This is a genomic window from Rhizobium sp. Leaf341 (assembly GCF_001424325.1).
Classification (GTDB): Bacteria; Pseudomonadota; Alphaproteobacteria; order Rhizobiales; family Rhizobiaceae; genus Ferranicluibacter.
The window spans coordinates 84,560-108,525 of record NZ_LMPE01000014.1 but is presented as its reverse complement, the minus strand read 5'-3'; the positions used below and the strand labels follow the sequence as shown (position 1 = coordinate 108,525).

General features: G+C 64.8%; 20 protein-coding genes. 9 read left to right on the top strand and 11 right to left on the bottom strand.

The annotated features are described in order from the left end of the window. Positions 1–120: 120 nt before the first annotated feature. The 9 genes from ASG03_RS14740 to ASG03_RS14700 all read right to left on the bottom strand — a co-directional run bounded on the left by ASG03_RS14740 (position 121) and on the right by ASG03_RS14700 (position 9,797). Positions 121–2,031 (bottom strand): diguanylate cyclase, encoded by a 1,911-nt coding sequence (locus ASG03_RS14740; RefSeq protein ID WP_162241395.1) that lies wholly within the window; start codon positions 2,029–2,031, stop codon positions 121–123. A gap of 127 nt (positions 2,032–2,158) precedes the next feature. Further along, positions 2,159–2,854: a DUF72 domain-containing protein gene (locus ASG03_RS14735; protein WP_062694167.1), complete on the bottom strand. Its 696-nt coding sequence runs from the start codon at positions 2,852–2,854 to the stop codon at positions 2,159–2,161. Positions 2,855–2,985: 131 nt separating this feature from the next. After that, on the bottom strand, positions 2,986–3,888 hold the full coding sequence (locus tag ASG03_RS14730; protein ID WP_062694241.1) for an SRPBCC domain-containing protein: 903 nt from the start codon (positions 3,886–3,888) through the stop codon (positions 2,986–2,988). 29 nt (positions 3,889–3,917) lie between these two features. Next, complete coding sequence (locus ASG03_RS14725; protein WP_062479160.1) at positions 3,918–4,259, bottom strand: ArsR/SmtB family transcription factor; 342 nt, start codon at positions 4,257–4,259, stop codon at positions 3,918–3,920. Between the two features lie 153 nt (positions 4,260–4,412). After that, positions 4,413–5,195 (bottom strand): SDR family oxidoreductase, encoded by a 783-nt coding sequence (locus tag ASG03_RS14720; RefSeq protein ID WP_062694165.1) that lies wholly within the window; start codon positions 5,193–5,195, stop codon positions 4,413–4,415. A 218-nt stretch (positions 5,196–5,413) separates the two neighbouring features. Beyond that, complete coding sequence (locus ASG03_RS14715) at positions 5,414–6,202, bottom strand: SDR family oxidoreductase (RefSeq protein ID WP_062694163.1); 789 nt, start codon at positions 6,200–6,202, stop codon at positions 5,414–5,416. A gap of 22 nt (positions 6,203–6,224) precedes the next feature. Next, positions 6,225–7,703: a sugar ABC transporter ATP-binding protein gene (locus ASG03_RS14710; RefSeq protein WP_062479151.1), complete on the bottom strand. Its 1,479-nt coding sequence runs from the start codon at positions 7,701–7,703 to the stop codon at positions 6,225–6,227. A gap of 28 nt (positions 7,704–7,731) precedes the next feature. Beyond that, positions 7,732–8,661, bottom strand: a complete 930-nt coding sequence (locus tag ASG03_RS14705) for a sugar ABC transporter substrate-binding protein (protein WP_062479148.1) — start codon at positions 8,659–8,661, stop codon at positions 7,732–7,734. Positions 8,662–8,816: 155 nt separating this feature from the next. Further along, complete coding sequence (locus ASG03_RS14700) at positions 8,817–9,797, bottom strand: ABC transporter permease (protein WP_062479139.1); 981 nt, start codon at positions 9,795–9,797, stop codon at positions 8,817–8,819. 253 nt (positions 9,798–10,050) lie between these two features. Between ASG03_RS14700 and ASG03_RS14695 the strand changes: the two genes are divergently transcribed. From ASG03_RS14695 to ASG03_RS14680, 4 genes are all read left to right on the top strand, one after another. Next, positions 10,051–10,860: a transketolase gene (locus tag ASG03_RS14695; RefSeq protein WP_062694161.1), complete on the top strand. Its 810-nt coding sequence runs from the start codon at positions 10,051–10,053 to the stop codon at positions 10,858–10,860. Then, positions 10,860–11,816 carry a transketolase family protein gene (locus ASG03_RS14690; RefSeq protein WP_062479134.1) on the top strand — a complete coding sequence of 319 codons (957 nt, stop codon included), beginning with the start codon at positions 10,860–10,862 and terminating at the stop codon, positions 11,814–11,816. The genes ASG03_RS14695 and ASG03_RS14690 overlap by 1 nt, the downstream gene beginning before the upstream one ends. Before the next feature lie 107 nt (positions 11,817–11,923). Next, positions 11,924–13,390, top strand: a complete 1,467-nt coding sequence (locus ASG03_RS14685; RefSeq protein ID WP_062694159.1) for an FGGY family carbohydrate kinase — start codon at positions 11,924–11,926, stop codon at positions 13,388–13,390. Between the two features lie 21 nt (positions 13,391–13,411). Continuing rightward, entirely contained in the window at positions 13,412–14,365 is a 954-nt protein-coding gene (locus ASG03_RS14680; RefSeq protein ID WP_062479128.1) for a sugar-binding transcriptional regulator, read from the top strand. An 87-nt stretch (positions 14,366–14,452) separates the two neighbouring features. Here ASG03_RS14680 and ASG03_RS14675 read toward each other — a convergent pair whose 3' ends face one another. Continuing rightward, a complete protein-coding gene (locus tag ASG03_RS14675) occupies positions 14,453–16,489 on the bottom strand; it encodes a putative bifunctional diguanylate cyclase/phosphodiesterase (RefSeq protein WP_062694157.1) in 2,037 nt (678 codons plus the stop codon). Positions 16,490–16,829: 340 nt separating this feature from the next. On the opposite strand from ASG03_RS14675, the gene ASG03_RS14670 reads away from it, so the two are divergent. Beyond that, positions 16,830–18,431, top strand: coding sequence for a globin-coupled sensor protein (locus ASG03_RS14670; protein WP_062694155.1), 1,602 nt, complete (start codon positions 16,830–16,832; stop codon positions 18,429–18,431). 113 nt (positions 18,432–18,544) lie between these two features. Here the strand turns inward: ASG03_RS14670 and ASG03_RS14665 are convergent, their stop codons facing one another. Continuing rightward, positions 18,545–19,579: a LacI family DNA-binding transcriptional regulator gene (locus ASG03_RS14665; RefSeq protein ID WP_062694153.1), complete on the bottom strand. Its 1,035-nt coding sequence runs from the start codon at positions 19,577–19,579 to the stop codon at positions 18,545–18,547. A gap of 126 nt (positions 19,580–19,705) precedes the next feature. Between ASG03_RS14665 and ASG03_RS14660 the strand changes: the two genes are divergently transcribed. The 4 genes from ASG03_RS14660 to ASG03_RS14645 are packed head-to-tail and all read left to right on the top strand — an operon-like array spanning position 19,706 to position 23,927. Then, positions 19,706–20,824: an ABC transporter ATP-binding protein gene (locus ASG03_RS14660; RefSeq protein ID WP_062694151.1), complete on the top strand. Its 1,119-nt coding sequence runs from the start codon at positions 19,706–19,708 to the stop codon at positions 20,822–20,824. Further along, positions 20,811–21,698 (top strand): carbohydrate ABC transporter permease, encoded by an 888-nt coding sequence (locus ASG03_RS14655; protein ID WP_062694150.1) that lies wholly within the window; start codon positions 20,811–20,813, stop codon positions 21,696–21,698. Before ASG03_RS14660 ends, ASG03_RS14655 begins: the two co-directional genes overlap by 14 nt. After that, complete coding sequence (locus ASG03_RS14650) at positions 21,698–22,543, top strand: carbohydrate ABC transporter permease (protein WP_062694148.1); 846 nt, start codon at positions 21,698–21,700, stop codon at positions 22,541–22,543. The genes ASG03_RS14655 and ASG03_RS14650 overlap by 1 nt, the downstream gene beginning before the upstream one ends. A gap of 52 nt (positions 22,544–22,595) precedes the next feature. Then, positions 22,596–23,927 carry an extracellular solute-binding protein gene (locus ASG03_RS14645; RefSeq protein WP_244475273.1) on the top strand — a complete coding sequence of 444 codons (1,332 nt, stop codon included), beginning with the start codon at positions 22,596–22,598 and terminating at the stop codon, positions 23,925–23,927. Positions 23,928–23,966 lie beyond the last annotated feature (39 nt).

Sequence of the window (23,966 nt, the reverse complement as noted above, 5' to 3'; positions counted from 1 at the left end):
GCTGACCGGCTGAAAAACCAATCATGTTCCAGCCGATGGCGGTCGAACGTCGCTCACGCTTCGTCCATCCCGCAACGCTGACGCGCCCAAGATGACGGCAGTGCGGAGCGGACGACGGCGCTAGCGTCTTGACCTCCGCTTCTCGGGATGCGGCTGCGCCAGCTGCACCTGATCACGTCCCAGCGCCTTGGCGCTGTAAAGGCCGCTATCGGCTTCCTTCAGCAGGTCGTCCTTTCGGTGCGCGCCGCGCAGGCTCGACTGGGCGACGCCGATGCTGACCGTGACGATGCCCTTCTCGCTGCCGGCATGGGGTATGCCGCGGGCGCGCACGGCCGCGCAGAGCGCCTCCGCGATCTCCAGCGCCGCCCCGGCCCGGACATCGGGCAGGATGACGGCGATCTCTTCGCCGCCATAACGAGCGACGACGGCGCCGGGGTGGATGGACGACGCCTGCAGAAGCGACGTCGCGATCGCCTTCAGACACGCATCGCCCTCGGGATGCCCGTAGGTGTCGTTGAAGGCCTTGAAGCGATCGACATCGATCAGGAGAAGGCCGAGACCCTGGCCGGCCTCGACGGCCTTTCGTGTCATGTCGTCCAGCGCCACGTCGAAGGCGCGGCGATTGAAGAGGCCGGTGAGCGCGTCGGTCGTGGCAAGCCCGGCCAGGTGATTGTTGAGGACCTTCAGGTCGACCTCGGCCTTTTTCGCGGCCGTGACGTCGGTGAAAACGATCATCGCGCCGCCATCGGTCGCATGCCGCGTGCGCGCCTCGATCCAGCGGCCGTCGGCAAGGCGGAACTGGCGGGTTCCCGCCGTCATGAAGGCTGCAAATGTGCGCTCCACCGTGTCCTCCGGACAGCTGGGCACGGCCTGGTCCTCACCCCGCGCGATGGCCATCCGCAGAACGTCCTTCAGCGACGTTCCGACATCGCGGATATCGGCCGTCAGCGGGAACAGCTCGAGGTATTGTTCGTTGCGGAAGAGAAGCTTGCCGCTCGCGTCGAACATGGCGAGCCCGTCGGCCATGCTTGATACCGCATCGGCCAGACGCGTCTGGGCGGTGGCGAGCGCCAGCTCCGTCTGCTTCTGTTCGGTGATTTCGCGGTTGTGCGTCACGAGGCCGGTGATCGCGCCTCGCTCGTCCAAGATGGGCGCTTTCAGCGTTGCCAACCAGACATCCCGTCCGTCGAGGCTCGTGAACCGCTGTTCCACCATCAGCGGCTTTCCCTGCGCGATGAGGCTTTGTTCGATGGTGCGAAATTCCGCGGCAATGTCAGCGGGATAAAAGTCCATGTCGCTTTTCCCGAGAAGAGCCGGCACGGTTGGCGCATTCATCAGGGTGGCGGTCGCGGGGTTTGCGGCGATGAAGCGGCCGCTCAGGTCCTTGGCGTTCAGGCAATCGGGGAGCGCCTCGATGATCGCTCTGTATATCCGGTTTTCGTTGGTGATATCGACGCGCCGCCGCTCCTGGAGAATGGCAAGGCCCGAAAAAATCGTGGAGACGAACAGGACCGATGCGAACGGCGCGACAACGGAGGGGAACACGACGCTCCAGCGATCGATCGCAACGGTGAAGACGAATCCGACGGTCCCGCTCGCCGCAACCGCACCGGCGAGGGCCGCCAGCCGTCCGGGCGTGACCGGCTGGCTTCTCGTGATGCGCCACAGGACGAGCCCGGAGGCGGCGGTCAGCACGATATGGGTGATGCCGGTGACGACGCCGGTGCCCCCGAGCGAGATCCGCAACGCCAGCGCCGAAACCAGCGGCAGAACAAGGGCGAGCGGCCCGCCGAAGAAAGCGCTGATCCCGATGAAGGTGTAGCGCAGGTCCAGATAGATGCCCGTCAGGAACTGGAACGGGAGCATCATGACGCAGACCGTCCCGCACGCCATGATGACGCCGAGCGCGATCGGCGAGACGCGCGGGTGCAGGCGCGAGAACCACGGGTTCCCGAAGGTCAGCAAGCACGTTGCGATCGCGACGACGGCGAGGTTTCCAAGAAGATTGTTCCAGAGGGTCATCGTTTCCATCCGCATGCAGTCCGACATCCTAGCGGAAGAACGTCAACGAAAACCTGACAAGATCGACGTTCGGAAAGATCGCTTTCGACGGCCGCACAAAACACCAGCCGGAAGACCGGAGCCCGCCCGTCGACGATCACCCGGGCAGATGCAACATCGTCAAGGCGTTTTCGATCGCGGCCCCGGATGCCGTGTTGTCGAAGACGCACCAGCTGTCGGCCGACAGGGCTGTCCGGAACCTTTGAATCTCCGCATCGTCATAGGCGGAATAATAGATCGTCGGCGCGCCGTGCAGCCGCACGTATACGGGCGGCGTGTCGAAGGTCTCCAAGGGCCAGACGGGCGCAGGATCTGCAAGAACGCGGTCGATATGGTGGTGGTCGAGCAGGGTGCGTGCCTCGCCGGACGCCCAGCTCCGGTGACGCGCCTCCAGGACGATCTGTCCGCCGAACCCGTTTCGAAACACCGTCATCGCCGGTTCGATAACGGCCGGATCGAAGGGCAGGCTCGGCGGAAGCTGACAAAGGAGCGGGCCGATCTTCTCATCGAGCGGCGCGATCTCCTGGAGGAACGCGTCGAACAGCGCCCCGATCTCCGAGAGGCGATGCTCGTGCGTCATCGCTTTGGGCAGCTTGAGCGCGAAACGGAACGCGTCGGGAACGCTGGCGGCCCAGCGGGCATAGGTGAATTCTCTGTGATGTCTGTAGAAGGTCGAATTGACCTCTACGCCCGGGAACACGGCGGCATAGCGCGCCAGTCCCGAGCCTTCGGCTGGAAAATGTTCGGCAACCGTGCCCGGAACCGACCAGGCTGCTGTCGCAATCACCGGCATGCCTTGCGTCCTTCCTGACCCCACATCATCGATGGGCCGGGACGCTTTTGCCGCCTTGATGGTCGGCTGCGCATCCCGTCACGGACAGAAGAACAGGGCGCAGCGTGAGAGGTTCCAGACGGCGATGCGGTTCAAACGGCTGTCACGAAACGCTCGAGCTTGCCGAGGGTCTGCTGGCCGAGCGCCTCGGCACCGAAGCCTTTGGCGTCCTGAAATTCCGCCTCCGTGCTGAGGACCATGCCGAGGGTAACCGTTGTCGCCCCATCCTTCTCCTCGAACGCGGCCCAGGCATCCGCATGTTTCGGCCCGTTCTCGCCCCAAAGAAGCGTGTAGCCGAACCGTTCCTCGGGAACGACGTCGCCGTAGAGGTGATGGTTGGGATAGATCGTTCCGTCCGGGCCGATCATGTCGAAGACCCATTCGCCACCTTGGCGCAGATCGATCCTGCGGGTGCGACAGGAGAACCCGTCCGGTCCCCACCAGAGCGGCAGCGTCTCGGCGTTCATCCAGGCTTTCCAGACCGCCGCCCGGGGCGCCTTGATGACCCGGCGCAGGAGCAGGGTCCGTTGCGCTGCACCGGAAAGATTGTCGAGGCCGGCGGCGAAACCCTGCCGGTAGCCATCCTCCATCTCGCCGTCGCGCGCGGACAGTTGCACCGTCACCACCAGCCTGCTTTTTTCGTCCGGCCCGCCCTGCTCGGCAAAGTCGGCGGTGACCAGAGCGCAGGATTGCGGCCCGCCCTCGCAGGACACCACTTCGGCATTCACGCAGCGTGCTCCGGGCTGCATCTCCAGCCAGCGGCACTCGCAGCGGCGATCCGGCTCGCCGTCCACCTTGCAGAGCGACACCTCGCATCCGCCGACACCCGTTTCAGCTTGAAGAAACGTTACCTCGACGGCCGGGGACGGCGCTGCCCAAACGGCCCGCATGGCAGGCGCGGTCCAAGCCTCCCAGAGCGTGGCAAGCGGTGCGCCGATCGTCCGTTCGAAGGTCAAGGTGGAAAAATGGCTGCCGCCCTCGCCGCTCGCAGGCATTGCCTTTCGGCTGTCCGTCGTGGTCGTCGTCATGGTTCACGTTCCTCCATCCCGCGCATCACAAGCGCCTCGAGCCGATCCAGTCTGGCCTCCCACGTCGCGCGCTGGTCCTCGATCCAACGCCGGCCCGGGTCGAGCGCGCCCGGCCGAAGCGCGCAGGTGCGCACCCGCCCGTCCTTCGACGACGCGATCAGGCCGGCTTCTTCCAAAACCGAAAGATGCCGCATGACGGTCGGCAGACGCAGGCCCGTGGGACCTGCAAGCTCCGTCACCCGTGCCGGCCCTTCGGCCAGTCGCGTCAGGATCGACCGTCGCGTCGGGTCCGCCAGAGCCTGAAACAGAAGCGAGAGATCGACGTCATGCTTAGCCATGCGACTAACCAATACGAAATTCCTCCGCCGCGCAAGAGAAACCTAGCCGTTTGGCTAAGTTTCTTGCGCGTCGCGACAGAGCGTGGGACTCGACAGGGCGGGTGAGAGGAGCGATGGAACGCTCGGACATCGCTGGCCGGCGGCCAGGCGATCTCAGGACATGATCAGGCCGCCATCGACGTTGATCGTCTGTCCGGTGATATAGGCGGCGTCGTCGCTGGCGAGGAAGGTCACGAGGCCTGCGACGTCTTCGCCCGATCCTGCGCGTTTCATCGGAATGCCCTCGACCCATTCCTTCATCAGCTCGCCCGGCGCGTAGGTGCCGAGCAGCTTGCCCCAGGCCTCGTCGTTGTAGGCCCACATATCGGTTTCGATGATGCCGGGGCAGAAGGCGTTGACCGTGATGCCGTCGGTCGCGACCTCTTTTGCCAAGCTCTGGGTGATGCCGACGACGCCCATCTTGGAGGCTGCGTAATGCGGCGTGTAGATGAAACCGTCGCGGGCCTGACCGGAGGCGGTGTTGATGATACGGCCGCCGCGGCCGTGCTTGCGGATGCGGGCGATCGCTTCCTGGGCGCAGAGGAAGACGCCCTTGGTATTGACGGCCATGACCTTGTCCCAGTCGCCTTCCGATAGATCCTCGACCCGGGCGATCGTGATCACGCCGGCGTTCTGGATGGACACATCGACCGATCCGAAAGCGGCCTCTACCGCGTCGTAAAGGGCGACGACGCTCGCCTTGCTGGTGACGTCGCCGACAAAGGCGATAGCCTTGCCGCCGGCCGCGGCGATGGCCTCGGCAACCTCGTGCACGCGGTCTTCATTGGCCGATACGACGAGATTGGCGCCCTCGCGGGCAAAGCGGGCGGCAATTGCCGCACCGATCCCGCGGCTTGCGCCGGTGATTACGACCGTCTTGTTATCGAAACGTTTCATGGGATGTGTCCTCCAAGGCTGGCGCGTCATGTTTTCCGGTGCGCGCGCGTCTCCCCTCCGTCGGACGAAGCCCGGCATGAAGAAGCGGATCGCACGGCAACGTCGCTTGACGCACGATCCGCCCGCGGTTTCGTCAGGGAGGTGCCGAAACCGCTATGGGTGTCGTTCGGTCCCGGGGCGCGATGTCGTTGCGCACCGGAACGGCGAAGGAGGGTCGACTACCAGCAGCAGAAGCCGCCATCGACCAGCAGGTCGACGCCCGTGACGAAGCTTGCGGCTTCCGACAGGAGGAAGACGGCCGGGCCGACCATCTCGTCGACCTTGGCCATGCGCTGCATCGGCGTCTGCTCTTCGAAGAGCTTCGTCTGGTGCACCATTTCCGGCCGGGTGTTCATCGGCGTCGCGGTGTAGCCGGGCGAGATCGTGTTGACGCGAATGCCGCGATCGACCCATTCCATCGCCATCGATTTCGACATGTGGATCACGCCGGCCTTGGAGGCGTTGTAATGCGCCTGGCTCAGCCCGCGATTGACGATCACGCCGGACATGGAGGCGATGTTGACGATCGCGCCGCGGCCGTGCTTCAGCATTGCGCGTGCCTCGGCCTGGGAGGAGAGGAAGACGCCCTTGAGGTTGATGTCCATGAGGGTCTGGTACTGGTCCTCGTCCATCTCCTCGGCCGGATTGGCATTGGCGATGCCGGCGGCGTTCACGGCGAGCGACAGGTTGCCGAGATCTGCTTCCGTCCGCGCAACGGCGTCGGCGAGCGAAGCCTTGCTGGTGACGTCGGCTGCGATCTCGATCGCGCGACGGCCGGCGGCCTTGATGTGATGCGCCGTCATTGCCAGACCGTCGTCGGTGCGCCGGTCGAGCAGCGCGACATCGGCGCCGCACTGGGCAAGGCCGATGGCGATGCGCTGGCCGATGCCGCTGCCCGCACCGGTGACGAGGGCCACATGGCCCGTGAGGTCGAACAGCTTGGGGGCGTTCAGAGCGATGTCGGACACGGCTCTTCCTTTCCTTGGTTCTTCAGATCGTTGCGAGTTCCATGACGGACACGTCATTGGCCTGTTCGCGGTTGAGGATGCCGGCCTGGTTGCCCTGGGCGAGCACGAGAATGCGGTTGGAGACGCCCAGCACCTCCTCGAGGTCGGAGCTGACCACGATGACCGCGACGCCCTGCCGGGCGAGGTTGACGATGATATCGTAGATGCCGGCGCGCGCGCCGACGTCAATGCCGCGGGTCGGTTCGTCGAGAACGACGACCTTCGGATCCCGCATCAGCCACTTGGCGATGACGATCTTCTGCTGGTTGCCGCCCGACAGGTCGGAGGCATGCTGCTCGGCCTGTCCCTTGACGTTGAATTTCGCGATCGCGGTCTCGGCGAAAGCCTTCTTGAGGCCGGCGGTGATCCAGCGGGAGCCGAGCTTGTCGAGATTGGCGTAGATCAGGTTTTCGCTGATCTTGTGGGCGACGACGAGGCCCTGGTCCTTGCGGTCTTCGGGCACGAGCACGATGCCCTTGGCGATCGCATCGGCGGGATCGCGGAGCTTGAGAACATCGCCGTTGAGCCGGATCGTGCCCGCCTTCACCGGATCCGCCCCGGCGATCGCCCGCACGAGCTCGGTCCGGCCGGCGCCCACGAGGCCCGCAATGCCCAGGATCTCGCCGGCCCGCACCTCGAAGCTGACGTCGCGGAAGGCATTCCGGGTGGAAGTGAGGTTCGACACCTGCAGGACCGCGCGCTCGGTCGGCACCGGCACCGGCGGAAACAGTCGGTCGAGCGACCTGCCGACCATGCTTTCGACGACGGTGCGCACGGGTGTCGCGCTGTCGGCGAATTCCTGCACGCGCTCGCCGTCGCGCAGCACGACGATGCGGTCGGTGATCTTCTTGATCTCTTCCATGCGGTGGGAAATGTAGATGATGCCGACGCCTTCGGCCCGCAGCTTGCGCACCTGTTCGAACAGCGCTTCGGTCTCCGCGCCGCCGAGCGCGGCCGTCGGTTCGTCGAGGATCAGGAGTTTCGCGTCGAGCGCCAGAGCCTTGGCGATCTCGATCAGCTGCTGGTTGGCGGTGGACAGCCCCGCCACCTTGCGGGACGCCGGGATATGCAGGTTGAGGCGCGAGAGCTGTTCCTGGGCCCGACGCTCCATCTGCGCGCGGTCGACCACGCCGTTGCGGGTCGGCCAGCGTCCGATGAAGACGTTTTCGGCGATGGACAGCTGCGGCAGCAGTTTCAGTTCCTGGTGGATGAGGACGACGCCCTTGTCGATCGCCTCGCGTGGCGTGGCCGGGGCATAAGGCTGCCCCAGCCACGTCATCGTTCCCTCGGACGGCGCCCGCGATCCGGCAATGATGCCGGACAGCGTCGACTTTCCGGCTCCGTTCTCGCCGAGAAGCGCCACGACTTCACCCGCATGCACGTCCAGGTCCACGGATTTGAGAACCTGGAGCGGTCCGTAGTGTTTCGAGATGCCTCGGAGGGACAGAACCGGCTGGGTCATGGCAAACGTCCTTTCGGTCACGACGTCATCAGGGATGGTTGGCGATGAACTCGGCAACATTGTCCTTGGTGGTCAGTGTCGCGTCGAGCAGCTGCACCGGCGGCACCTTTTCGCCGGCCACGATCTTCACCGCGTTCTCGACGGCTTCGCGGCCCATCTTCTGCGTCTGCTGCGTTGCCGTGACGTTGAACACGCCCTTGCTCAGCGCTTCCAGAGCCGCCGTATCGCCGTCGAAGCCGCCGACAACGATCTTCTGCGAGGGATTGGCGACCTTGATCGCCTGTGCCGCGCCGAGCGCGAGGCCATCAGCCTGGGCGAAGACGATCGAGATGTTCGGGTTGGCCTGCAGCATGTTCTGCATGATCTGGAAGCCCTCGTCCTGGGCCCACATGTTGGAATACTGCTCGGCGACGACCTTCACGTCCGGATAGGCCTTCAGCGCTTCGGCGCAGCCCTTCGAGCGATCGACTTCCGGCGTGGTGCCCTTCTGGCCATGGATGATGACCATGTCACCCTTGCCGCCGGCTTCCTTGAGGATGTGGTCGCAGACCGCCTTGGCCGAGGAGACGGAGTCCGTTGCCAGGAACGTGTCGCCCGGTGCGCCTTCGGCATTGCGGTCGACGTTGACGACCGGCACGCCGGCAGCCTTTGCCAGCTTCACCGGAACGGTCGCGGCTGCTGCGCCGGCGGGGATGTAGATGAGTGCGTCGATGTTCTGCGTCAAAAGGTCCTGGATCTGGTTGATCTGGGTCGGTCCATCGCCCTTGGCGTCCACGGTGACGACCTCGATGCCGCGCTTCTTGGCTTCGGCTTCGACGGACTGCTTGATCTGGTTGAAGAAGTTCGCCTGCAGGTTGGCGACGGCAAGGCCGATCTTCTTGACCTCGGCCGCATGGGCGGAGCCGAGCGTGAGGCCGAGAATGGCTGCCGATGTCAGAAGAGTACGTGCAAATGTCATGGTCGTTCCTCCGTTGTGATTGAACCCGGGGATAATCCTCCACCCCTGGGGCATAAGCTCCGCTCCAAACCTTTCGGAGGGGAATTGCGTGTCCCGAAGCACCGCCGGATCGGCCGAACGTCAGCCGGACAAGAGACCTTCAGCCGGACAAGAGACTAGGCGCGGCGGCGGCGCATGGTTTCGGCACCCACCGCAAGCACGATGACGACGCCGATGATGACCTGCTGCAGGAAGGGCGAGACGTTGAGCAGGTTGAGGCCGTTGCGCAGGACGCCGATGATGAGGACGCCGATCAGCGTGCCGCCGATACCCCCGGCCCCGCCCGAAAGGGACGTGCCGCCGATGACGACCGCGGCGATCGTGTCGAGCTCATAGCCGAAGCCGCTCGACGGCTGGACCGAGTCGAGGCGTGCGGCGAGCACGATGCCGGCAAGGCCCGCCAGGATGGCGCTGATCACGTAGACCGCGATGGTGACGAACGGGACATTGATGCCGGCAAGGCGCGCAACCTCGGGATTTCCCCCGACCGCATAGAGCATGCGGCCTTCGGCGCGGTAGTGCAGAAACAGCCAGGCGACGAGCACCACGAAGAGCATCAGGAACACGGTGGCCGTGAGAATGCCGAAATGGCGGTCGATCGCGAGCATCATGAACCAGTCGGGGAAGCCGACGATCTGCTGGCCGTCGGTGATCATGTTGGCGACGCCGCGGGCAGCCGACATCATCGCCAGCGTGGCGATGAAAGCGGGAACCCGGAAGACGGTCACCAGAAGTCCGACGATGAGCCCGCTGACGGCGGACGCGAGGAGAGCGACCACGATGGCAAGACCCAGGGGAAGGCCGGCGATGTTGGCGGTCCAGCCCATCACCATCATGGAGAGTGCGAGGACCGAGCCCACCGAGAGATCGATGCCGCCGATGAGGATGACGAAGGTCATGCCGACGGCCATGATGCCGATCACGGTGATCTGGTCGAGAATGTTGAGGCCGTTGCGCAGCGAGAAGAAGGCATCCGTGCTGACGCCGAGGAAGATGCAGAGCGCGAGCAATCCGACGAGAGGTCCCGTCGCGCCACTGAGTTTCTTCCGCCACGTGCCGGACGGCCGGGCCTGTCCGTTGATGTCGAGCGCCACCATTCGTCCTCCTCGCAAGCAGCGAGACCGTTGGCCATCAACTGCTAGAATAAATATTCACTCCTGCCGGAAAATTCACTACCAAGCCCTGCTGACTGTGTCAACCGGAATTGTCCGGATGCGTATATCGAATTCGCGTCGAATTCTCGTTGCAGTGCACCATATCGCGCAGAGGCAAGCGGGCGACAGGGGGTTGACTATTGGGGTAACTGTGCAAGAATATCACTATATGCATATTTATTCACGCGAGGGACTGATGGAGATTGATGATCTTAAGCGCATGGCGCGCCAAATCCGGCTGCGGGATCTGCAGGCCGTGTTCGAAGCCGGCGCGGGCCATATCGGCGGCGAGATGTCGGTCATCGACGTGCTCACCGCCCTGTATTTCCGCGTCCTGAAGATCTGGCCCGACCAGCCGAAGCATCCGGAACGCGACCGGTTCGTGCTGTCCAAGGGGCATACGGCCTGTGCGCTGTATGTGACGCTTGCCAAGCGCGGCTTCATTCCCGAGGACGAGATCTCGACCTTCCTCAAGCCTTATTCGCGCCTGAACGGCCATCCCAACTGCAACAAGGTGCCCGGCGTCGAGACCAATACCGGGCCGCTCGGCCACGGCTTGCCGGTCGCCGTCGGCATGGCGAAGGCCGCCAAGCTTTCGGGCGCGGCCTACCATACCTATGTCGTGACCGGCGACGGCGAGATGCAGGAAGGCTCGAACTGGGAGGCCATCATGGCCGGCGCCCATTTCGGCCTCGACAATCTGACGCTGCTGATCGACCACAACCGCTTTCAGCAGGGTGCGTCCATTGCCGACACCAACGGTCTCGCGCCGCTCCGCCCGAAGGTCGAGGCCTTTGGCTGGGAGGTCACCGAGATCAACGGCAATGCGATGGGCGAGGTCGTTGCAGCGCTCGAGCATCGCGGTTCGCGACCGCACTGCATCGTCGCCCACACCAACAAGGGCCACGGCATCTCGTTCATGCAGGACACCGTCGACTGGCACCACAAGGTTCCGAACAAGGAACAGTACGACATCGCCGTCCAAGAACTGTCGGAGGCCCTCTAATGAACGCGCACGTCCCATCCCAGAAGCTCCACGACTGCCGCGACGCCTTTGCGGCCACGCTGGAGCGCCTCGCGGCGGAAGACGAGACGATCGTGGTCGTCTGCAACGATTCCGTCGGCTCGTCGAAGCTCGGCGGCTTCAAGGCGAAATTTCCCGAACGGCTGATCAATGTCGGCATCGCCGAGCAGAACATGATCGGCGTGGCGGCCGGCCTCGCCAATGGCGGGCGCATCCCCTATGTCTGCGCCGCCGCACCGTTCCTGACGGGTCGCGCCCTCGAGCAGATCAAGGCCGACATTGCCTACTCCAACGCCAATGTGAAGCTCGTCGGCATCTCCTCCGGGATGGCCTATGGCGATCTCGGGCCGACCCATCACTCGATCGAGGATTTTGCCTGGACACGCGTCCTGCCCAACCTCCCCGTCATTGCGCCGTGCGACCATATCGAGACGGCGGCAGCCGTCGAATGGGCTGCGCACACCGCCGGTCCGTGCTTCCTGCGCCTGTCGCGCGTCGGCGTCCCCGATCTCCTTCCCGAGGGCCACGTCTTCACGGTCGGCAAGGCCAATCTCCTACGCGAAGGCTCCGACGTGACGCTGATCGCCAACGGCACGCTGACGCACCGCATGGTCAAGGCGGCCGAGATCCTGGCCTCTCGCGGCGTCAGCGCCCGCGTCCTCAATCTCGCGACGGTGCGTCCGATCGACGAGGACGCCATCGTCGCCGCTGCTCGCGAAACCGGGGCGATCGTCACGGCCGAGGAGCACTCCACCTTCGGCGGCCTCGGATCGGCCGTGGCCGAAGTGGTGGTCGATCTCGCACCCGTGCCGATGAAGCGGCTCGGCGTTCCCGGCATCTTTGCGCCGACCGGCTCGGCCGAGTTCCTGCTGAACGAGTTCGGCATGGCGCCGGAGGCGATCGCCGACGCTGCAGAAGCCGTCATCCGGCGCAAGTAGTCGGCAGACCCTTCAGCCGGGCGGGCGATTTCATCGCCGGCCCGGCTTTCATAGGGGTGCCCGGGTTTCTGAAGGTGTCCGGGCTTCCCCGGGGTGAGGAGAAAGACATGCAGGCGATACTGGCGATCGACCAGGGCACCACCAACTCGAAGGCCGTGCTCGTATCCCTGGCAGGCGAGGTCCTGGCCCGGGGATCCTCGCCCGTCGGCATCAGCTACCCAAAACCCGGCTGGGTCGAGCAGGATCCGTCCCGCCTCTGGGCCTCCGTCTGCGAGGCGATCGCCGCCTGCCTCGACGCCGCGCCCGATACGACCGTCGAAGCCGTTGCGATTTCCAACCAGCGCGAATCCGTCACCGTCTGGGACGGGGCAACCGGCGAGCCGCTCGGCCCGGTTCTCAGCTGGCAGTGCCGGCGCACGGCGCCCGATTGCGAGCGGCTGACCCGTGACGGCCATCTCGACCGCGTCCAGCAGATCACCGGCCTGCCGCTCGACCCGATGTTTCCCGGGGCGAAATTCCGCTGGCTCCTTGAGCGCGTGCCGCAGGGCCGCCCTGTGCGGGCCGGCACAATCGACAGCTGGCTCATCCACTGCCTCACCGGGGGACGGGTTCATGCCTGCGATGCGTCGAACGCGGCCCGCAGCCAGCTCTTCGATCTGAACGCACAGGCGTGGAGCCACGAGCTCTGCGGCATCTTCGGCGTCGATCCGGCCGTCCTGCCGGAGGTCCGTGACAGTGCCGCCGATTTCGGCACGACGTCAGGCGTGCCCGGCATCCCCGACGGCACGCCGATTCGCGCGGCGATCGGCGACAGCCACGCGGCCCTTTTCGGCCATGGCGCCTTCCGGCCGGGCGATGGAAAAGTGACCTTCGGCACGGGATCGTCGATCATGACGACGCTTTCGGCCTATATCGCGCCGCGCAACGGCATCACCACGACGGTCGCCTGGCGGATTGCGGGCCGGCCGACCTTCGCTTTCGAAGGCAACATTCTCGTCTCCGCCGCGAGCCTGCCCTGGATGACCGGCATTCTCGGCCTGCCGGACGTCGCGGCCCTCGTCGATCTCGCCGCGACGGCGGAGCCGGGCGGTCCGGGCTTCGTGCCGGCCTTTGTCGGTCTCGGCGCACCCTACTGGGATTCAACGGCACGCGCGTTGTTCTCCCAGATCAACTTCAACACCAGCCGGGCGCAGATGGCCCGCGCGGTCACCGATTCGCTCGCCTTCCAGGTGCATGACGTCGTGTCCGCCATGAAGACGCAGAGCGGCGGCGCGATCGGCGCGCTCTATGTCGATGGCGGCCCCAGCCAGAACCGGTTCCTGATGCAATGCGTTGCCGACATGCTGCGCCATACGGTGATCCAGTGCGAGGCCCCGGAAGCCTCGGCGCTCGGTGCGGCCTATCTCGCAGGCCTGTCGCTCGGCATCTTCCCGGACCTTGCAGCGATTTCCGCCCTCCCCCGGCAGACCACGCCGATCCCGCCGGCAGCCGACGATGCGGCAGAGCGGCTCAAAACGTGGAATGACGCACTCGCCCGCTCGACGCTTGACCCGGCAGCCGCTAAGAGTGAATAAAAATTCACAACGGGAACGCCCATGGGACGCCTCAACGAACTCCGCCTGATCTCGCGGGTCGCTCAGATGTATCACATCGAGCGGCGCCGGCAGGCGGAGATCGCGGATCATCTGAGGCTGTCGCAGGCGACCGTGTCGCGCATGCTGAAGCGGGCGGAAACGGAAGGGATCGTGCGCACCAGCGTCATCCCCCCGGTCGGCACCTATGGCGATCTGGAAGCGGCGCTGCGCGAGCGCTATCGCCTGCCGGAAGCGGTCGTCGTCGAATGCACGGAGGATCGCGACGGCGCGATCATGGCGCGGATCGGCGAAGCCGCCGCCCATCTTCTTGAAATTACGCTGGCACCGGGCGAGACCATCGGCGTGTCCAGCTGGAGCCAGACCATCTTCAAGATGGTGGAGAACATCCATCCCCAGAAGAGCGCGCGCGCCAAGTTCGTCGTGCAGACGCTCGGCGGCATGGGCGATCCCTCGGTCCAGACGCATGCGACGCAGCTGACGACGCGGCTGGCGGGCCTGACGGGTGCCGAGCCCAAGCTCCTGCCCGTCCAGGGCGTGACCTCGTCCCGCGAGGCCAAGCTCCTGATGATGGCGGATCCCTTCGTGCGCGAGACGGTGGATCTGTTCGGCAGCATCACGCTCGCCATCGTCGGCATCGGGGCCGTGGAGCCGTCCGAACTTCTCGCCCGCTCCGGCAACATCTTCTCCGCGCGCGAACTGGCCGATCTTGCCGATGCCGGCGCGGTCGGCGACATCTCGCTGCGGTTCTTCGACATCGACGGCAAGGCGGTCAAGACGCCGCTCGACGACCGGGTCATCGGCCTGCCGCTCGAGGATCTGGCCAATGTCGACCGGGTCATCGCGCTCGCCGGCGGCGCCAAGAAGGCCGTTGCCATCGCCGGTGCCCTCAAGGTCGGCATCATCGACATTCTCGTGACCGATAAGTTCACGGCGCAGCGCCTGCTGGCCCTGTAGATCCGCATCCGCAGCGGGTCGGACACAAGGCCCCGAGGCGGGCCACCAGGCAGGCCACGAGGCGGGTTCCGCGCCCGGCCTCTCCTCTCACGACGCCATCATGACCCCGGCATTGCCAGCGACGCCCATGTCGTCCGCGCCCATGTCGTCCACACCCATGTCGTCTGTGACGAGGGCGCGCGCCTCGTCGGGCGGCAGGGGCTTCGAGAGGAAAAATCCCTGCGCCGCCGGACCGCCGAGCGCCTTGATGGTCTCGTATTCTTCGGGCGTCTCGATGCCTTCGACCACGCACCCGATGTCGAGATCCGCGCACATCCGCAGCATCGACGTCACGATCTTCTTGCCCGTCGAGTTGTCGTTGATGCCGTTGACGAAGCTGCGATCGATCTTCAGCTTGTCGAGGGGCATTTCGTGAAGATGGGTCAGGCTGGAATAGCCGGTGCCGAAATCGTCCAGCGAAATGCCGACGCCGGCGGCCTTGAACATCAGGGCCACGGTCCGCGCCTGGCTCATATCGGCCAGGATGGCCGTCTCGGTAATCTCGAAATCGACACGCTTCGGCGCGACGCCGCTTGAAAGAACGATGTCGAGCAGCGCGAGGGACTGCTCGCCGGACGACACGTCGCGTGCGGAAAGATTGAATGACAGGCCGATCTCGCTCGGCCAGGACCGGGCGTCCTCGAGCGCCTTGCGCAGCAGCAGCCGGGTCAGGGAATTGATCACGCCGGACCGTTCCGCGGCGGGAATGAATTCGGCGGGGGAAACATGACCGAGGGTCGGGCTGTACCAGCGGGCCAAGGCCTCGAACGCCACGACCCGGCCTGACGCCATGTCCACGATCGGCTGGTAGACGAGCGAGACCTCCTCCTCGTAGACATGCTTGCCGAAGATCCGCTCGATGGTCAGGAGACGCGCAAAGGCTTCGCCATGCTCCTTGGAGAACACCACGACCCCGCCACGCCCCTGGCGCTTGCTTTTGTACAAGGCATGATCCGCACGCTCGTAGACGGTCGCAACCGTCGTATCGGTCGGCGACAGCGCCGCAATGCCGATCGAGGCCGACAGCTCGATCCGGGCATCGGCAATGTGAAAGGGCTCCGAGAGCGCCGCACAGACCGCATGGCCGATGTCAACCGCCGTGGCCAGCCCGCCGCCTCGCGTGATATAGCCGAATTCGTCGCCGCCCAGCCGTGCAAAGAAGGTCTGCGGACCGGCAGGCTTCGCACCCGCAGGCCCTTCCCCGTCTGACGCCTCGGCGCCCGGTCCCGCCAGTGTCAACAGGCGCTGCGCGACCTGGATGAGAAGATCGTCGCCGGTTCCATGTCCGAAGATGTCGTTGACCGGCTTGAACCCGTCGAGATCGATGAGACCAACGCAGATGGCCTCCCGGCCGGCGCTGTCGGCCTGGTGGTCGGTCTCGAGCTCGGCAAAGAAGCGGCGCCGATTGGGCATCGATGTCAGACTGTCCTGATTTGCCAGCAGCAGGTTTTCGTCGTTGAGGGCCAGCAGTGTCCGCTTGGAGGAGATCAGCGCCATGAAGTCGCGATACTGGACCGAGAGAACGGCGATCATCGCGGCGGAAACGAGGATGAGGTCGACCGCCATGGCGATGAACACCATGTTGCCGGTCATGCCGAAATAGCCGGCGAAGGCGAGACCGACGATCACGGTGACGGCCAGGGCCGCCGAGAGAAGATGCGAGAGGCAGAAGATGCAGCCGATCACCGTGATGCCCATGTAGAAGGCGACATGGCTCTGCTGATAGGTGTCGCCATAGGGCGCGAGCGAGAGACCCCAGCTGGCAAAGCCTGCGGCCAGCAGCCAGGCCAGCACGTTGGCCTTGCGCAGCGCCCGCAGCGCATTCATGCCCTTTGTCGGCCGGCGTCCTTCGATCCACCAGTAGACGAGGCGGCAGGCGCAGACCAGGGTGAGAAGCGACGGGATCCAGATCGTCAGAAAGACCGGCGCCGTATTGATGTGGGTGGCGGCCAGGCCCCAGCTGTTGACCAGCAGAATGAAGTACATCAGCGGGACCTGTTTGGAGAAGGCCGCATATTGCGCCCTGACCAGGTCGGCATCGTCGCCGGTGACCCGAAACAGTGAAAAGAGCTTACCTACCGCCATTAAACGTCCAGATGCCAGTGGGGCCGTCATGTCCCCGCGGCGAAGACATCCATCGCTCCGCGACCCCATTGTGTGCGTTTCGACTTAACAAGCCGCAATCGAGCGCGATTAACACGCGGTAAAAACGTCCTGCGGCCGACAATACACAGCGGAAAACCAGCGCGTTCGGCCCCCCGAACGGAAGCAAACATCATATTCACACTTTCTAAATCAGACATCGAGCATACTCTGGAGAAGATCCGGTTGCCGATATGACGACGGAGCTGGGACGTCGCCGATCGCGTGCTCTTGCTGTCTCCTTGTCCCCTTCCCTGTCCCTTTCCGTCCTTCAGAGGTTGTCATGACGAACCCCGCGTCCGCCCCTGCCCGCCACACGGCGTCTCCCCCGGCATCCCCGGGTCCCGCGCCCGCGGGTCATGCATCCGCCGCCCCGTTCAGCGAGGAGAGCATTGCGCGCCGTCTCGACTTCATGCAGTTGGACGAGGCGGGCAAGACCGGCATCCGGTCGCTGAAAAGCCTGATCGAACGCGAGCTGCCGAAGGGCCTCGACCGGTTCTACGCGCAATTGCGCAAGACCCCGGACGTCAAGCGCTTCTTTTCCTCCGATGACCATATCGTCCGGGCGAAGGGCGCCCAGGCCGGACACTGGGTCAATATCTCCAACGGCGATTTCAGCGAAGATTATGGCCGCAGGGTCCGCACGATCGGAGCGGTGCATGCGCGGATCGGGCTCGAGCCGCAATGGTATATCGGCGGCTATGCGATCATTCTCGATCACCTGATCACCACGGCGGTTGCCGAAGCTTTCCCCAAAAGCGTGTTTTCGCGGAAGACGACGACGGCCGCGGCTTTCGGCACGGCGCTGTCGAGCCTGGTCAAAGCGGCGCTGCTCGATATGGATCTGGCCATCTCGGTCTATATCGACGAGGCCGAGATCGCCAAGCAGCAGGCGCAGGCGGCGGCCATCGCAGCCGAGCGCGCGCTCGTGAGCAGCTGCTTCGGCAAGGCCATGGCGGCGATCGTCGCCAAGGACGTGAGCTATCGCATCCGTGACGACCTGCCCGAGGCCTATTGGCAATTGCGCGACGACTTCAACGTCGCCCTCGACGCGCTGTCGACCACCATTCACCGGATCGACGCCGGTGCCTCCCAGATCAAGGCGGGCGCAGACGAGATGCGCGCCGCGGCCGACGATCTCGCCAAGCGGACCGAGCGGCAGGCGGCCACCGTCGAGGAGACCGCGGCGGCGCTGGACGAGATCACCGCGACCGTCAAGGACTCCGCCCGGCGGGCCGAGGAAGCCGGCATGCTCGTCGCCCGCACCAAGGCCGGCGCCGAGCAGTCCGGCCGCGTCGTGGAAAAGGCGGTCGCCGCCATGGGTGCGATCGACGCCTCGTCCCGGGAGATTTCGTCCATCATCGGCGTCATCGACGAGATCGCGTTCCAGACCAACCTTCTGGCGTTGAATGCCGGTGTGGAAGCCGCGCGCGCCGGAGAAGCCGGCAAGGGCTTTGCCGTGGTTGCCCAGGAGGTGCGGGAGCTCGCGCAACGCTCCGCCAAGGCGGCAAAGGAGATCAAGGCGCTGATCAACACGTCCGGCGAGCAGGTCAGGAGCGGCGTCTCGCTCGTCGGCGAGACCGGCGCGGCGCTGGTCGTCATCGTCGGGGAGGTCAACGAGATCAACCACCATATCGCCGCCATCGTTGACGGCGCCCGCGAACAGGCCACCGCCCTGCAGGACATCAATGCGAGCGTCAACCTGATGGACCAGGGGACCCAGCAGAACGCCGCCATGGTCGAGCAATCCACCGCCTCCAGCCATGCGCTCGTCCAGGAGGTGACCCGAATCGCGCAGATGCTGGGCGAGTTCCGAACCGGGGCGACGTCGCAGACAGGGTCTGGCGGACGGCCCTCGCCTGTTCCCGCACGCAACGCCGCCTGACGCGCAACGGCGGTACGGCGCTGCCGCCGCCACAGTCTCACGGGCGGCATGCCGGCGACGAGAGCCGTCCATGGCGCGCGCCGGCGTTCCGCGCGGTCACGAGCCGACGCGTGTCACGCGACAGGCAGCAACCCTGAGCGGTCCAGGACCTTGACCGACTGCCGCTCGATCAGCTCGCATTCGATTTTGACCTGAAAGTTGCGGGACGTCTTGCGGGGAGAGGCGAGCAGATCGGCCAGATGCTCGGCCGCATATCTCCCCATTTCGCTGTGCGGGAGTTCCATGGTGGTGAGAGGCGGCACCATGTCGGCGGTGTAGGTCTCGTTGTCGAAACCGACGACGGAGATGTCCTCGGGAATTTTCAGGCCGAGCTCCGCCGCAGCCGCGTACACGCCCATCGCGGTGCGATCGGAAAAGCAGCAAATGGCCGTCGGCGGATCCGGCACCATCATGATGCTCTTGAACGCGTCGTATCCGCCGCGGATCGTCCAGCCTCCCTTGAAGACGATCGCCGGGTCGAGCGCGATGTCATGCATCATCAAGGCGCGCCGGTAGCCCTTGATGCGCTCCCGCGCCGCCTCGATGGTGTCTTCCCCGCCGATATAGCCGACGCGCCGATGCCCCGCTTTGATCAGGAGCAGGGCAGACGTCTGTCCCGCCACCAGGTCTCCCGGCACGACGCTGGGGATGCTTCGGTCGCCGGTATAGCAGTTGAGAAGGACGGTCGGCACATTCAGGAGACCCGGAGGAATATTGATCTGCTGGGTGATGAGGCGCGCGTAGATGACCCCGGCGATCGGCATGGCCGCGAGGTGATCGAGCACGGCCTGTTCCGCGTCGCTGTCGCCCCCGGTCGGCATGACGGACACGAGCAGTCCCCGTTCGTTGGCAGACTCCGTGACGCCGTCGATCAGGCCGGCGACGTGGGGCGAACTCGTGACGTCGTTGATGATCATGGCGATCACCGGCCGCCTGTCCGGTCGCCGGTGGACCGTCGTGTAGCCGATCTCCGCTGCCTTGGTCATGACGGCATCACGGGTCGCGGACGAGATCCGGGTGCCCGGCGCATTGTTGAGAACAAGAGAAACCGTCGCCTGGGAAACGCCGCACGCGACGGCGATGTCCGACATTGTAGGCTTCTTCGTCACGATGGCGTCCTTGTTGCGTCCCTGCGCTTATCACAAGGATGCGCTCATCAACAAGTTCACCACTTGATAACTCGGCCACTTTGGTTATAAACATGAAAATATAACTAAACATTCTGGGAGGAGTGGATGGCGGAGGTAGCCCTGGAGAAGGTGTCGAAGAGTTTCGGCGCCGTCCAAGTGATCCATGACGTGTCCCTGAACATCGCCGATGGCGAGTTTGTCGTGTTTGTCGGCCCCTCGGGCTGCGGAAAATCCACCCTTCTGCGCATCATCGCCGGCTTTGAGGATGCAACGGACGGCGATGTCCGCATCGGCGGACGGTCCGTCAATCGGGAGGCGGCCCGCGATCGCGGCGTCGCCATGGTCTTCCAGAACTACGCGCTCTATCCCCACATGACGGCGCGACAGAACATGGCCTTCGGGCTGAAGAACATCGGCACCCCGAAGGCGGAGATCGAGGCGCGCATTGCCCGGGCCGCCGACATCCTCCAGCTCGAGCCCTATCTCGAACGTCGGCCCAATGCCATGTCGGGCGGCCAGCGCCAGCGCGTGGCGATCGGCCGGGCCATCATGCGGGAGCCGGACGTCTTCCTGTTCGACGAGCCGCTTTCCAATCTCGACGCGGCGCTTCGCGTGTCGATGCGCACCGAGATCGCCCGGCTGCACCATCGGCTCGGCGCGACGATGATCTATGTCACCCATGACCAGACGGAAGCCATGACCATGGCAGACCGGATCGTCGTGTTGCGGGCCGGACGCATCGAGCAGGTCGGCACGCCGATCGAGCTCTACGACCGGCCGGCCAACAGCTTCATCGCAGGCTTCCTCGGCGCGCCGCGCATCAACCTCATCCCCGCCAGAGTTTCGGCCGTCGAAGGCGGCGCCCTGACCCTGGACGGTCCCGGCGGCATCCCGCTGCACGCCATGGCGAGCGATGGCGCGGCGAGCGTCGGAGACATGGTGACGATCGGGCTGCGGCCGGAAAACCTCATGCCGTCGGAAGCCGGCAGCCTGACCGGCACGGTCGACGTGGTGGAGCAACTCGGTTCCCTGCAGCTGGTCTACGCGACCCTTGCGGACGGCACCGCCATCGTCGCGGAACAGCGCGGCGGCAAGGCGCCCGCGATCGGGGCCGCGATCCGCTTTGCCATCGGCTCCGGCATCCGCCATGTGTTCGACGGCCACGGCCGTGCCATCACCGCGGGAACGCCGCTTGCGCGGGAGGGGCGACATGACGACGCCTAGAACGCCGGCACGCCGGAAGGAGGCGCTGACCGCACTCCTCTTTCTGGCTCCGTTCCTCGTGGCCTACGGCATTCTGCTGGTCTATCCCTTTTTCAAGGGCCTCTGGATGAGCCTCCACGACTGGGAACTTGCGGGTAATTTCCGCGAATTCGTGGGCGTCCTCAATTATGAGGATCTCTGGGCAGACCCGATTTTCTGGAAGGCCGTCGGCAACACGCTGCTCTTCGTGGTCATGACGGTCCCCAGCATGACGCTGCTGGCGCTGTTGCTGGCGCTGGCCGTCAATGGGCGCGGTCGTCTCAAGGGGATCCTGCGATCCATCTTCTTCATGTCGAGCGTCTTCTCGGTCTCGGTCGTGACGCTCATCTGGTCCATGGTTCTCAATGCCGATAACGGGCTGCTGGTTCCGCTCTTCCGATGGTTCGGCGCGACGCCGATCAACTTCCTCGGCAACGCGACATTCGCCATGCCCGCCCTCACGGTGACCACCCTCTGGTGGGGCGTCGGACTGCCGATGGCCCTGTTCCTTGCCGCCCTCAGCCAGATCCCGCCGGAGCTTTACGAAGCGGCCGAGCTCGACCATGCCGGCCGCCTGACCACCCTGTTCCGCATCACGCTGCCGTCCATCCGCAACACGCTTCTGCTCGTCCTGGTGCTGCAGATCGTCGGCCAGTTCCAGATCTTCGGGCAGCCGCATCTGATGACGCAAGGGGGCCCGGCCAACCGAACGAAAATGCTGGTGCAATATATCTACGAGACGAGTTTCCGCGACTGGCAGGTGGGATACGCCTCCGCGATGGCCTTTGCACTGTTCCTGCTGATGCTTGGCTTCGCCATGGCGCAGCTGTGGCTCGGGCGACGGGAGGACGCGTGATGGCAGACATGTCAACCGGCCGCCGCCGCCGCACCACCGATCTCGTGATCCTCGGCCTGACGGCGGGTTTCGCCCTCCTCTGGCTCCTTCCCATCCTGTGGGTCGTGGTGATGTCGCTGAAGCCCAATGCGGAGCTGATGCGATCCACGGCCGGGTTTGTCCCGCTGCCGTTTACGCTCGACAACTACATCAACCTCATGAAGATGGAGACGGTGCCGCGCTGGCTGCTGCACAGCCTCGTCGTCGCCGTGGTGATGACGGCGCTGGTGCTGGTCGTGTCGTCCATGGCGGGCTACGCTTTCGCCCGGCTTCGGTTCCCCTTCAAGAAGACCCTGTTCCTGCTGGTCATGGCCGGCCTGATGGTTCCCGAACAGTCGATCTTCATCCCGTTGCACACGATGATCTCCGGCTGGGGACTGCACAACACCCATTTCGCCCTGATCATGCCGCGCGTGGCCGTGCCGATCGGCGTCTTCCTGATGACGCAGTTTTTCCGCTCCATTCCGAAGGAGCTGGAGGAAGCGGCGGAAATCGATCACGCATCCCGGCTGACCGTGTTCCTGAAAATCATGCTGCCGCTCTCGGTCCCGGCGCTGACGACGCTCGGGCTCTTCACGTTCATCTTCGCCTGGAACGACTTCCTGTGGCCGCTGGTCTCCGCCACGCGTGCGGACATGTACACGGTGACCGTCGGGCTCGCCTCGATCCAGAGCAACTTCGCATTTTCAGAGGGTCTCGGCTCGGTGATGGCGTCCGCCGTCTTCGCCAGCCTGCCGATCATGCTGCTGTTCCTGATCTTCCAGCGCTTCATCGTGGCCGGCGTGGCCATGAACGCTGGAAAATAACGTTCATGCGGCGGGAGGCCGCACGGACGACATCTGCATCGACAAGGAGGATATGATGCGCAACCTGAAGACATTCCGAGCCCTCGCGCTCGCCACACTGCTCGCCACGACGGCCTCGGCCGGCTCCGCAGGGGCGGTGGACATCTCGCTTCTTCGCTTCTTTGGCGAGTGCAACACGGAATACGGCACCGTCACCGACATTTCCAAGGCGAACGGCGAGTGCGGGATCATCACGGTGTTGACCAACAAGTTCAACGCGGAAAACAAGCTGGGTGCCAAGGTGGTGACCCAGACGGTCGAATGGGGCGCATATTACGACCAGCTGACCGCGACCTATTCGACGGGCAACATTCCCGACGTGGCGGTCATGCATGCCTCGGTCATGCCCAACTTTTCCGGCCGCGACCTCCTGACCCCCCTGTCGGGCCCGCTGAAGGAGCTCGGCATTCCGTCCGACGATTTCGTTCCCGCGGCATTGAAGAACGCGACCGCGAACGGCGAGATCTACGCCCTGCCGTTCGATCTCCATGCCCTGTTGTTCCACGTCAACATGGATCTCATGAAGCAGGCGAACATGGTCAATCCCGATGGCTCGCCCATGCTGCCCAAGTCGGCGGACGAGCTGATCGCCCAGGGCAAGAAGTTCAAGGAAGCGACCGGCAAGACGTTTATCGCGTCGGAATCCCAGAGCGCCGAAGGCATGATGGTGCGCTTCTTCGACACCCTGATGTGGCAGCAGGGCGTGGACGTCGTCTCGGCCGACGGCAAGGCCGCCAGCATCGACACGCCCGAGGGGCTCAACGCGGCCAAGCTGATCTCCGCGATCTATTCCGAGGGACTGGCCAATCCGGCATTGGACTATCCAGGCTCGGAACAGGCCTTCCTCAACGGCGAGGCCGGCATTCTTCTCAACGGAACCTGGGGCGTCGACAACTACGACAGCCAGGCCAAGAGCGGCAAGGCGGCGCTCAAGTCCTATCGCGTCGCCAATGTGCCGCAGCTTTTTGCCAATCAGAAGGTCTGGGCCGACAGCCATATGTGGGTGATCCCGAAGGACGACAACCGCAGCGCGGAAAAGACCAAGGCCGCGGAAGCCTTCCTGAAGTTCCTCTATGACAACAACTACGAATGGTCGCGCACCGGCCATCTCTCGGTCCGCCAGTCCGTCCTGGACTCCGCGGCGTTCAAGGCATTGCCGCACCGCAATGAATTCGCAGCGACGGCGACCAACGCCACGGCTCTCCCCCAGGTCCAGAACCAGCGGGCGGTCTACAACGCGATGATCACCGACCTCAATGCCATGTGGCTGACCGGCACCGAACCGCAAGCCGCACTGTCGGCCATGCAGGCCGGCGTCGAGCGCGTTCTTCGTCGCAATCGCTGATCGCAGAGCCTCGGGCTTTGCCGCGCGCGCCTCCCCGGA

Excerpts from the sequence above, each read along its gene's own strand:
- ASG03_RS14700 (WP_062479139.1), bottom strand. The coding sequence starts at position 9,797 with ATGGTGGCGCTCGACATCAACGGACAGGCCCGGCCGTCCGGCACGTGG.
- ASG03_RS14725 (WP_062479160.1), bottom strand. The coding sequence starts at position 4,259 with ATGGCTAAGCATGACGTCGATCTCTCGCTTCTGTTTCAGGCTCTGGCG.
- ASG03_RS14645 (WP_244475273.1), top strand. The coding sequence starts at position 22,596 with ATGATGCGCAACCTGAAGACATTCCGAGCCCTCGCGCTCGCCACACTG.
- ASG03_RS14690 (WP_062479134.1), top strand. The coding sequence starts at position 10,860 with ATGAACGCGCACGTCCCATCCCAGAAGCTCCACGACTGCCGCGACGCC.
- ASG03_RS14730 (WP_062694241.1), bottom strand. The coding sequence starts at position 3,888 with ATGCCTGCGAGCGGCGAGGGCGGCAGCCATTTTTCCACCTTGACCTTC.
- ASG03_RS14705 (WP_062479148.1), bottom strand. The coding sequence starts at position 8,661 with ATGACATTTGCACGTACTCTTCTGACATCGGCAGCCATTCTCGGCCTC.
- ASG03_RS14675 (WP_062694157.1), bottom strand. The coding sequence starts at position 16,489 with ATGGCGGTAGGTAAGCTCTTTTCACTGTTTCGGGTCACCGGCGACGAT.
- ASG03_RS14680 (WP_062479128.1), top strand. The coding sequence starts at position 13,412 with ATGGGACGCCTCAACGAACTCCGCCTGATCTCGCGGGTCGCTCAGATG.
- ASG03_RS14710 (WP_062479151.1), bottom strand. The coding sequence starts at position 7,703 with ATGACCCAGCCGGTTCTGTCCCTCCGAGGCATCTCGAAACACTACGGA.
- ASG03_RS14740 (WP_162241395.1), bottom strand. The coding sequence starts at position 2,031 with ATGGAAACGATGACCCTCTGGAACAATCTTCTTGGAAACCTCGCCGTC.
- ASG03_RS14735 (WP_062694167.1), bottom strand. The coding sequence starts at position 2,854 with ATGCCGGTGATTGCGACAGCAGCCTGGTCGGTTCCGGGCACGGTTGCC.
- ASG03_RS14685 (WP_062694159.1), top strand. The coding sequence starts at position 11,924 with ATGCAGGCGATACTGGCGATCGACCAGGGCACCACCAACTCGAAGGCC.
- ASG03_RS14660 (WP_062694151.1), top strand. The coding sequence starts at position 19,706 with ATGGCGGAGGTAGCCCTGGAGAAGGTGTCGAAGAGTTTCGGCGCCGTC.
- ASG03_RS14655 (WP_062694150.1), top strand. The coding sequence starts at position 20,811 with ATGACGACGCCTAGAACGCCGGCACGCCGGAAGGAGGCGCTGACCGCA.
- ASG03_RS14720 (WP_062694165.1), bottom strand. The coding sequence starts at position 5,195 with ATGAAACGTTTCGATAACAAGACGGTCGTAATCACCGGCGCAAGCCGC.
- ASG03_RS14670 (WP_062694155.1), top strand. The coding sequence starts at position 16,830 with ATGACGAACCCCGCGTCCGCCCCTGCCCGCCACACGGCGTCTCCCCCG.
- ASG03_RS14650 (WP_062694148.1), top strand. The coding sequence starts at position 21,698 with ATGGCAGACATGTCAACCGGCCGCCGCCGCCGCACCACCGATCTCGTG.
- ASG03_RS14695 (WP_062694161.1), top strand. The coding sequence starts at position 10,051 with ATGGAGATTGATGATCTTAAGCGCATGGCGCGCCAAATCCGGCTGCGG.